Source organism: Lentimicrobiaceae bacterium (assembly GCA_028697555.1).
In the GTDB taxonomy this organism is placed as follows: Bacteria; Bacteroidota; Bacteroidia; order Bacteroidales; family UBA4417; genus UBA4417.
On record JAQVEX010000066.1, the window covers coordinates 1 to 10,767 of the forward strand.

Sequence of the window (10,767 nt, forward strand, 5' to 3'; positions counted from 1 at the left end):
ACGCATTCTTGCTTGCGATTCGCCGGCAAATGACTTCAATAGATTTTTTTCTGTTTCTGTTCCTTTAATACTTTTTTTCATGAGCGTTTAATTATTGTGGTTAATATTAGTTGTTTCAGCAAAAATATAAATTTGTAGATATAAACCTAATTCCGATGATTATTTTATCATTGTTTTTATTAACAATTACAAAATCAACATTTATAGTGTTTATTTACAGACGAATAACTATTTTATCAAAGATAAACCATCTTTTGCCGATTTATCTGTTGGCGAAATGATAAGAACAGTATTAAACAGGATTTTAGCCTCATTTTTCTTGCCTAAAAAATACTTCGTCCAGCCTGCCATCAGATTGGAATAATAGTCGAATGGATACAAACCAAGCACCAAATCGTAGTGTTTTTCTGCCTGAATGAAATTTTTTCGATAATAGTAAATATTGCCGAGAGCATAATTTACCTTTGAATTCATAGGGTCAATTGCAAGGATTTTTTTGTAAGTTGCCTCTAATTGTTCTATATTATTCTGAGCTTCAAGCGGATTGCACAATCCGAGCAGAGCTTCAACCGCTTTAGGGCGTAGCTTCACAGCTTGCTGATAATAACGAATGCTGGAATCGTATTTTTTTCCTAAATAGTATAGCCAACCTAATCGGAGAGATTTGTGATAATCGAAGCCGTTTAAGCCGACTAACTCATTTATAGCTCCTTGATAATCGCCGACTGCTTCTTTGGCATAACTATTTTCAAAAACTTTGGAAGGACTGACCTGTGCAGAAGCCGTAATTCCAAACACTAAAAGCAACACGAATATTGCTGCGCTTTTCTTTAAAATTTCCATTTTATTGCTAAATTAACTAATTGATTATTATACTTATACTTTTTAAATTGCGTGTAAAAATCGGTAAAAGCCCAACCTTCTCTTTGAGTGAATGAGTAAGTTGCAGAAAGTGTCATTTTTTTGAAATAATAAGACGCACTCAAACTCGAAATAAACTTTATTGGGTCGTAAGTATCGTACACTACGAATGAGCGATCCGTTATGTAATTCAGATGATTACCAACACTAACCATTCCATCTAACCATACGTTTCTGAATATTTTGGCACCTAAATTTTGAGTAAAAACCGTCTGATTATCTCGGTTTTCATGATTATCAAATATAATGGCAGCAGACGTAATTCCATAGAAATTCAAATTGCCAAACGGATAATAAGTCAGTTGTAACTTAGCTTGTAACTGATTGGAAAAAGCAAAATCGGAGTATGCAACAGAAATCTCGGGAGTTACGTAGGTAAATCTTTTACTAAGAAAAACCATAGCTGAAAGATTGTAGTAGGTTGATTGCGATGGGGCTATAGACCATTTTCGTTTACGCTCTTGACCGTTATTCGAAATCGGAGCATCAGATTTATTGCTTTTTTCTATTGCGTAAAATCCGCCTGTAAAGCCGAATGAAAAGTTATTGTTGGAAAAATACTCTAAACCTAAATTTAGTTGATGCTGCGACAATAAATCCTTGTGTTGCACGCTATTTTGGGCAAAGCGTTCAAATTTGGTGTTAAACAAATTATAACCCGCATTAAGTTTCACGCGGTCGGAAATGTTTAATCCAAGCACTACACCACCCAACATCATATCCTGATACTGATTTATAGTATCGAGATTGGTTATTTCGTTTCTTAGATTTTCATTATTATCGCTGAAAGTATATCCGCCCGAAACACGGACAAAGTTTACAACAGAAGGTTTAAAACCTAAAAAATCCCGACTTGCTTTAGGAAGTGTTTTAACAAATATATCAGCTTTTTCTCTCTGACCGCTAAACATATAAGCAAGATATAAACTCTCTTTTAAATACAGGTCTTCAGGTACATCAGAAAGAGCTTTTTCGTAATATTTTGCTGCTGAAACGTAGTTTTTAAGTTCGTAGTAAGCTATGGCTTTGCGATAATTCAGATACTGAAAATTAACACCCAATTTTTCTACTTTTTTTGCTGTACTAATCAATGATTTATAATCTCGGTTTTGATACTGTGCATAAGTCAGACTGTCGTAATAAGCCACCAAACGAGCGTTTTTATCCACAGCACTTGTAACTACTGTATCCTGACCTTTTGCTACTCCAAAAAGGCACATAGCAATTAAGATAAAAATCATTCTATACATAAGCTCATTTTGTTAGTTTTAATTTCAATTTTAGAATGCGATACAGCCACCTTATACTCGGTGCTTGGCTTTTTTCTTCCGAAAGATTTAACTGCAACACTATTGACAAACTCAACATTTTCGGGATAAAAAGGATTGTCCATTTTGCTTAGCTTTGATGAATATGTAACCTGACTAAGCAAAGCAATAGGTGCAATGAAATCTTGCAACCATTTTACCGACAAGGGCAACTCCTTAGACAATGGAATGCTGTCTTTAACTTCCATATCTCGTACTCCGGCAAGCAATAACCTAAAGCAACTGCGGTAAAACGCATAAAGTGCCGAATTTCTCTTACCTTCAAAATCGGTGAAATAGAACATTGTGCCATCGTTGACAAAATACGCCGTAGATTTTGTTTTTTCGCAGAAAATATAAGTTTGATTATACTGATTGGTTGCAACTTTCCAACTTACTTTTTCACCATTAAAGTTCACATTCAACTCTTTACCCGGTTTGAAATTGAATGCATTGTTCATCAAATCTAAACTATCGACGTTGTAGATGATAGAATTTTCAGCAGGAACTTCGCCAATTCTTAAAATCGGTTTGTCGTCAGTTTTTTCAAAATAATAACCGAATGGATAATAATAAGTTTTTGCACCTATTTCAGGACTCAATTGCACTTGAAAATGCAGATGCGGCTCAGGCGAACGACCTGAATTTCCGCAAGTTGCAAGCACAGTTCCCTTAGTTACATAATCACCTATGCGGACTTTGAAACTATCTTTTTTCAAATGACTGAATTGAGTGTAAAGTCCGTTCAAATGGTTGATAATAATTGTGTTGCCCCAATTTTTATTGGTGTTTACATCGTTAATTTCGTTGTCGTCGGTAATATTGCTGATTTGATATACATAACCATCGGCGGGAGCCAAAACCGGCTTATTGTAGCAATAATAATCATCTTTGCTTGTTCCATCGCCTGAATAAGTTTTGTTGTCATCGTCGGTTACTACAAAATCAAGAGCACTGCCCCACTCGCCCAAATGAGTGATTTCTCCATTATACCCTTGACTTACAGTCCATTCGCCTAAAAAAGGAAGTTTCATTTTGAATGGCAAATCATTAGCGAAACGCTGTAAATAATTTACGCTTTTGTAAACCGTTTTTTCGGGATTGTAGTACTGAATGTACGGAAATATGAAGTATCTGTTTGATGTACGATGGATAAGGACGTAGATTAACAATATTGCCAACACACTGAATGACAATGTGTAAGAAGACAAACCTGTTCCAAAAATAAGTTTTTCGATACTAGCGTACAAAAGGAAAAGCACAGGCGTAAGTCCTGCCACAAGCAGGTAACTGTAAATATTTGGAATAATGAAAAAACTTCCGATTGCCATACCCCAAAAAACAAAGTTGGTTCCGGCAAGGTTGGTTGTGAGTTGTTGCAAATCGAAACCAACTATTTTGCCCATCAAAAAAGCAAAGAAAAATCCGAGAAACGCAACCGTTGATTTTATGCGAGAATGTATCAGCAAAGCAACACAAATCAATATCCCGACTAAAATACTATCGGTGAAAAATATAGAAGCTAAAGTTTTGAAGTAGTAAAAGATAAGTTGCGGAAGATGAATATTATCCAACGAATGCACCAAACAATACCACGGAACGCGCATTTGCTCAGCTAATAGTACGGTAAATCTGTCGAAAGGAGTGATTAGTTCAATATTAGCAAAGCTTCTGAAAGACAAGTCTATAATAAAACTTGTGATTACAAAAGGCAGGGTTAGGACAGGCAATTTGTTTTTGGAGAGCACAGTTTCTAACCAAACAGTGAGCATAAATGAAAGTACAATTCCGAAAACGTAAAACAGCAAAAACGATGAGTTGGAATAAAACTTAAAGAGCATGCTCATTCCTACGAAAGCAGCGTTGAAACCATAAACACCACTTGAAATTTTCTCTTTAGAAAAACCTAGAAGATGAGAGAGTAAATTTGTGATAATTACCGCTACCAATCCGCCCAACCCAATTCGCACATCTAAGATACTCAAAATCAGCATAACAACTGCCAACCAAGGACTCATAGAAAAGAAAATCTGTCCGTAGCTGTTGTACGTGGCTCGCAGTTGCAGATTGGCAATTGATTTGAATGTGCTTTTTTGTAGCATTAATTTTAGTTATAAATTAATATTATTCAGATGTTCCGGAACTATCTCACAATCTACAATAGTGTTCACAGTTTCTTGCTTACGAATAAGATGTACATTTCCCGTTGTATCAATCATTACCACGTTAGGTCTAAGAGTTATAAACTGCATCCATTGTGTCATATTGTATGCTCCAACTTCGTGAATAACAATACGGTCGCCTTTTTTAAGAAGCGGAAGAATCACGCTTTCGCGAATGCAATCTATATTCATACACAACGGACCGTAAAGAGTGGTTTCATCGGCGTATTGCGTAAAATCTTGTGCCGGCGATACACGGTGATTGTACCAAAACGAAGTAAACATGATATTTACACCTGTATCAAGTATAGTAGCCCTGCGACCATCGGCGAGACGTTTGGTTGCCAAAACAGTGCTCAACAAATAACCGGCTTCGTCAATCAATGCACGTCCGGTTTCCAAAATCAGCAATGGCAGTTGGTCGGGATGAAAACCGAATTGAAGAATAGTGCTGGTAATAGCTTCGGCATAGTCGTCGAAATTTGGAATAATATCAGCTCCCTGCAAATACGAACCTTTAAGCGTATTAGACGAGCAAAAACCGCCGCCCATATCTATGTATTTTATGTTTTTGCCTGTGGTATTGGAGTACGACGAAGCAAGTTCGCACATTTTACGAGCAGCTACAGCGTAAGCATTAGCAGTAAGCATATACGTACCTATATGGCAATGCAAACCTTCTAATTGCAGTTTTTCTTGTGCAATAATTTTAGCAATTGCGTTCCAAGCCTGACCGTTATCGTAGTTAAAGCCAAACCTATCCCATTGCGGATATACGCCTGTGTCCATGTTAACACGAATTGCAACGCGTGCCTTGGTATTAGGTTTTTCTTCCATAATTTCAATCAGCATATACAACTCATCAAAATGGTCTATGTGGATAAGTGAGCGATTTTCAACTGCCATAATTAAATCTTCTTTAGATTTATCAGGACCGTTGAAAATAATCAAGTTGCCGGGAACACCATTGCGAATAGCTTTTTGGTATTCAAAGCCAGAAACAACTTCAGCCCAGCTGCCTTCCTGATGAAAAACCTTACAAACCGCATCTAAGTAGTTGGTTTTGTAGCTCCATGCAAATTGCACTTTTGGATAACGCATTTTAAAAGCTTTCAAAGCCTTTTGGTAGTTTTGGCGAATAGTTTTTTCGCTTATAACAAACAGTGGCGAACCGTATTTGTCCATTAAATCGGCGACTGCCACATTATCGATAAATTTTACAGGTGTATATTCTGTTCTACTGCCGAATTTATTCATCATTCCGGCGTTCAATTTTTTTATTATCGGACTTTCGTAATTTGGTTTCATATTAAAATTAGAAATTTAAAATTAGAAATTTGAAGTTATTTGCCTTTGGCTGTTAGCTATTGGCTTTTGGCTAATTTTAGCTAATGGCTAAAAGCCAACGGCTAATGGCTAATTGTAAATTGTTAATTGATAATTGCTCATTGTTAATTGTATTAAAGTTCCCCTGTTGTAGAAATCTGCTGAAACTCAGATATATCCACAATTTGGTCGTATGAATAGCGTACAAACATTTTGCCGCTCTTATAGTCGGTAAATGGCTTGACTTCTTCGCCTAACGCCATTTTTACAAGTGCTTCGGGGTGATTTTGTCCACAGCCGTTTGCAAGATATACCCATGCCGGAAAACGCGGATTCATTTCAAGTAAGTAGTACTCGTCTTTATCGGTTTTAATAAATTCCAACTCACAACCGCCGCGCCATTTGCTGTTTTCTATTACCCTTCGGGAAATCTCCAACAATTCGTCATCTTCTAACGAAATACCCGACCAAGCTTTACCTTTATCAGTAATGTACAACTTACGCATTGCAACGGCTCCTACGCAATTGCCTTTACCATCGCCGATAGCCGTTACGTTTACTTCCGTACCTGTTACAAACTCCTGAACAATAACAGGATAGCCCCATTTTGCCACAACTTTGTAAAAATACGAGCTTGCTTGTTCGTACGATAGAGCAATGTATGCATCGTAATATCTTCCCTTGATTACCAACGGATAATTCATGGTTTCTTCTAATTTTCTGATTTCCAAAACCTGATTAATCATGTGGCTTTCGGGGACTTTCACTCCGTATTTTTCGCCAAATTTGCCCAATTCCGACTTCTGTCTAGCGTCAAAAATAGCTTGCGAAGGCAAAAATGTAGCAATATTCAACTCCGATTTCAGCTCGTCCTGAATTTTAATAAAATTATGTAATTCAGCATCGAAATTGGGTATAAGGACATCGATTTTTTCACGACTTGCAATATATCTCAGTCTTTCTTTCAGCACTGCTGAACCCGCTGTTGGCAAAGGCAACTGGTAAACTTTATCGACCAAGTCGTGCATATATATACCCGGCTCAAGTGTTTCGTACGATAAGCCCACAATTCTAACATCTAAAGTTTCGCTTTCTTTCAATCCGCGAATAACAGGTATTCCAGGTCCGGGACTGTCGATGTTGTTCAGTCCGGTAACAGCTACGGTAACTTTTCGCTTATTCATTGGTAATCAATTGATAACTTTTTAGCATTGATAAAAAATCATTCATATCTTTTTCGGCGATATAATTGTCTAACTCGTATTCATCCATCAAATCGCGGAGAATTTTTTCTTCACTTTCGCCGTCTTTCAGTTTTTGAAGAATGAAAACTCCGGTTTCATTTACGCTGAAACTATCGCCGGTCAACGGATTAAAAATAAAACCGTTTTCGCTTATAGCAATGTTTTTTCTTATTTTCATAGGTTAATTATTTTTCTGTTTAATTTTTATGCAAACATACAATAATACAGATATATGCATCAAATAAAATACAAATTGCTTTTATCTTCTGTTTTTATTTTTTTGCTTACTGTTATTTAATATGGTGTTCATTTCGTCCTTCGTAATAAATTCAGGTTTATATTCTACGCCTCTGCCCGAAAGGCTACGCACAAAAGCCCTTAAATGATTTTTCGACCCTAAAAGCAAACGATTATATACTCGCAGAATATCTTCATTTTCAGTTTCTTTCATCAAGTTTTTTAAGTCATAAATGTCTAAATCCTCAATGTAAGCACCTACTTTCAATGCCTCAATAAGCGTGTTTCCTTGTGATGTGAGTTTATTATACAATTTTTGCAAATCTTTGTTGCGAAATTTCCCTTGTTCTTCATACGATGGATCTTCAATATCGTACTTTTCCATAAGCCATATCATCGACTTTTGATGTACCAACTCGCTTTTTGTAATATTTTTGAAAATTGGAATATCATATTTTTCTGCAAAAAAGCTATACACATCGTGGGCTAATTTTTCTTCTTCACGCATTAGCAAAATTCCTTCCTTTTCAGAAGTTGTTAGTTTTGTAGTCTTTTGAGAAAATGCTGCAAAAGAATTAATTGCCAGAACAAGGAGCAAAATTGTTTTCAAGAAAAATTTATTGTTTATCATCATCTTTATCATATCAATTATCTGATTTTTCACCATTAGACAATTGCATTTTTAATTTCCTACGAGATGGGTGAAAAAATTTCTTGTTGATGCGGATTGTGATAGCCTTTGGCTCTTGGCTATTAGCCCTTAGCCAAACTCAACCAATAGCTAATGGCTAACAATTTATTATAAAGGGCTTATGCCCGAATAACAAAAGCTATTCAGGCATAAGGTTGGGCCTTGGATTAAATCCGCAGCCAAATTGAACCGAAAAAGTACAAAAATTCAACAACTTATAAAACTATAAAATAAAACAGCAGGGCGGTCTGTCCTGCTGTATCGGCACCCGGCATTGCTTGGATGTATCCGCGCCGCCCTCGGGTATATAATTCCTTATATACGTTCGCAAAGGTAATACTTTTTTATAATTTTTCCAACGTTCTTTTTTGTTATTTCATTGCTTATTGTTTATGTATTTTACTCCAGATTATTAGTTGTAAAATAAGTAAAGTTTACTGATTACAAAAATGTTTAACAAAATCAATGACTTACGCTTGCCTTGCAAAAAATTAGCAACGATATAACTTCTAATTTCTAACTTCTGATTTCTAATTTATTAAAACAAGCAAAAAAAATGAAAAAACAAAATTGAAACTGTAAAAGTTTGTCTATTTAAACAAAAGCCAAATCAAGCCACAAAAATTCCAAAAAAAATATAATTGAAAAATAAAACAGCAGGGCGGTCTGTCCTGCTGAGTAATCTCCCGGCTAAGCTTGGACGCATCCGCGCCGCCTTCGGGTATATAATTCCTTGATATACGTTTGCAAAGGTAAGTCTTTTTTATTGTTAAAGACTATTTAAATAGCTTTTAAACATTAATTAAACAATATTTTATAGTTTTGCCTTATTATTAATGATACGAATATAGTAGCAAACATTCGTGAACTTAAATTTATTTTTATGAGAAATTACTTTTTAATTGTTTTGGTTTTAATTTTCACTCCCTTGTTTAGTGATGCTTGTACAAACTATTTGGTAACAAAATCCGCTTCCGTCGATGGAAGTACAATGATTTCCTATGCCGCCGACTCTCACATTCGTTATGGCGAGCTTTATTGGCGACCTGCAGCCGATTGGGCAGAAGGAAGCATGCGCACAATTTACGACAGGGGTACAAATAAACCCTTAGGTCAAATTCCACAAGTTGCTCACACTTATAAAGTTGTAGGTTTTATGAATGAACATCAACTTGCAATTGGCGAAACCACTTTTGGTGGTCGTGATGAGTTGGTTGATACTACCGGGATTATCGACTACGGCAGTATGATGTTTATTGCTTTGGAAAGGACAAAAACGGCTAGAGAAGCAATTAAACTGATTGTGGAATTGCTTAACGAATACGGTTACGCAAGCAGTGGCGAAACCTTTTCCATAGCTGATCCTAACGAAGTGTGGATTATGGAAATTGTCGGAAAAGGTGTTAAACAAGTCTATGACAAAAAACAAAACAAGTATATAAATAAAAATAAAGGAATTGTCTTTGTCGCAATAAAAATTCCTGAAGGTTACGTTTCCGCTCACGCAAATCATTCCAGGATTACAAACTTTCCTTTGGAAAATATGAAAAACTCTATTTCGTGTAAAAATTTGGATAAAATTTTCGACGAAAACATTGAAGTTGTCTATTCCCACGACGTAATTAGTTTTGCTAAAGAAAAAAACTATTTTTCCGGAAAAGATGCTGAATTTTCATTTTCACAAGCTTATGCTCCTATTACTTATAGTGCTGCAAGGGGGTGCGAACTCAGAGTTTGGGCTATGTTTAACCAAATAAGCGATGATATGGAAAAATATTGGGATATAGCTTGCGGAAACGATTTGGAAAATAGACTTCCATTGTATATCAAGCCAAATCGTAAGTTAAGCCAATTAGATTTGTTTAAGTTTTTCAGAAACTATATGCAAGGCACCGAATTGGATATGACTAAAGATATAGGAGCAGAGCCATCGGGTATGCCTTATCGTTGGCGACCATTAACTTTTAAATACGACGGCAAAGAATATTTGAACGAAAGAGTAACTGTAACTCAGCAGACCGGTTTTTCTTTTGTAGCTCAAATGCGTTCGTGGTTACCGGATGCTATTGGAGGAATTTATTGGTTGGGTGTAGATGATGCCGGTTCTTGCGTATATACGCCTTTTTATGTTGGAATAACAAAACCTGCCGAAAAATGGGCTGAAGGGTATGGAGATATACTGACTTACAAGGACGATGCGGCTTTTTGGGTTTTTAACAGATTGGCACATTTTAAATATCTGTTTTACAATAGAGTAATGCCCGAAATTGAAAAACGTCAATCATTTTTGGAAAATAAATATGTTGAAGATGTTGGTATTACTGATGAAACAGCTTTAAAACTATATGAAAAATCGCCTGAAAAAGCAGCCGAATTATTAACGGAATTTTCTTGCAATACAGCCAACTCCTTAGTTGATTATTGGAAAGAATTTAATAATTTTCTGTTAGTCAAATATTTAGACGGAAATGTTAAGCCCGAAGAAAACGGAGAGTTCTTGCGAAACCCCTGGGGTTTTCCCAAAAAAATTATTTGGCCCGGCTACTCCGATGAGTGGAAGAAAAATCTTATAGAAGATACAGGTGATAAGTTTTTGATGAGATAATTACATAAAAAATCTAGATATACTTTAAAAGTAATCGTTGTTTTGTTCGATGAGCATTTTAGCTTTTGGCTTGTACGTGTTGCGGGTTGCGGGTTGCGGGTTACGGGTTACGAGGTGCGGGTTAGCTTAGTCCTACTCATTTAAAATCCTTTTTACGCAGAATATGTATAAAAGAAACGTTAAAAATTTCTGAATCCCTGTAAGAAATTTAGTTTCTTTTATACGGTTTTTATTGCCTAAAGGCAATAAAAAATTCCTTGTAAAAAGTGTCTTT

Annotated in this window: 9 protein-coding genes; 1 reads left to right on the forward strand and 8 read right to left on the reverse strand. The window is 35.9% G+C overall.

What is annotated here, in order from left to right; all coding sequences use genetic code 11:
• The 8 genes from PHP31_09250 to PHP31_09285 all read right to left on the reverse strand — a co-directional run.
• Nucleotides 1–81: rubrerythrin family protein (locus PHP31_09250; GenBank protein ID MDD3739463.1), on the reverse strand; the 81-nt coding region annotated here is incomplete at its 3' end.
• 147 nt (nt 82–228) lie between these two features.
• Complete coding sequence (locus PHP31_09255) at nt 229–843, reverse strand: tetratricopeptide repeat protein (GenBank protein MDD3739464.1); 615 nt, start codon at nt 841–843, stop codon at nt 229–231.
• Entirely contained in the window at nt 831–2,171 is a 1,341-nt protein-coding gene (locus PHP31_09260; protein ID MDD3739465.1) for a hypothetical protein, read from the reverse strand. The genes PHP31_09255 and PHP31_09260 overlap by 13 nt, the downstream gene beginning before the upstream one ends.
• Nucleotides 2,159–4,330 (reverse strand): urea transporter, encoded by a 2,172-nt coding sequence (locus tag PHP31_09265; protein MDD3739466.1) that lies wholly within the window; start codon nt 4,328–4,330, stop codon nt 2,159–2,161. Before PHP31_09265 ends, PHP31_09260 begins: the two co-directional genes overlap by 13 nt.
• 9 nt (nt 4,331–4,339) lie before the next feature.
• A complete protein-coding gene (locus PHP31_09270) occupies nt 4,340–5,698 on the reverse strand; it encodes a hypothetical protein (protein MDD3739467.1) in 1,359 nt (452 codons plus the stop codon).
• A gap of 152 nt (nt 5,699–5,850) precedes the next feature.
• Entirely contained in the window at nt 5,851–6,900 is a 1,050-nt protein-coding gene (locus PHP31_09275) for an ATP-grasp domain-containing protein (protein MDD3739468.1), read from the reverse strand.
• Complete coding sequence (locus tag PHP31_09280; protein MDD3739469.1) at nt 6,893–7,138, reverse strand: PqqD family protein; 246 nt, start codon at nt 7,136–7,138, stop codon at nt 6,893–6,895. Before PHP31_09280 ends, PHP31_09275 begins: the two co-directional genes overlap by 8 nt.
• Before the next feature lie 81 nt (nt 7,139–7,219).
• Entirely contained in the window at nt 7,220–7,864 is a 645-nt protein-coding gene (locus PHP31_09285; protein MDD3739470.1) for a DUF2202 domain-containing protein, read from the reverse strand.
• Between the two features lie 907 nt (nt 7,865–8,771).
• On the opposite strand from PHP31_09285, the gene PHP31_09290 reads away from it, so the two are divergent.
• Nucleotides 8,772–10,493 carry a C69 family dipeptidase gene (locus PHP31_09290; GenBank protein ID MDD3739471.1) on the forward strand — a complete coding sequence of 574 codons (1,722 nt, stop codon included), beginning with the start codon at nt 8,772–8,774 and terminating at the stop codon, nt 10,491–10,493.
• Nucleotides 10,494–10,767: the final 274 nt, after the last annotated feature.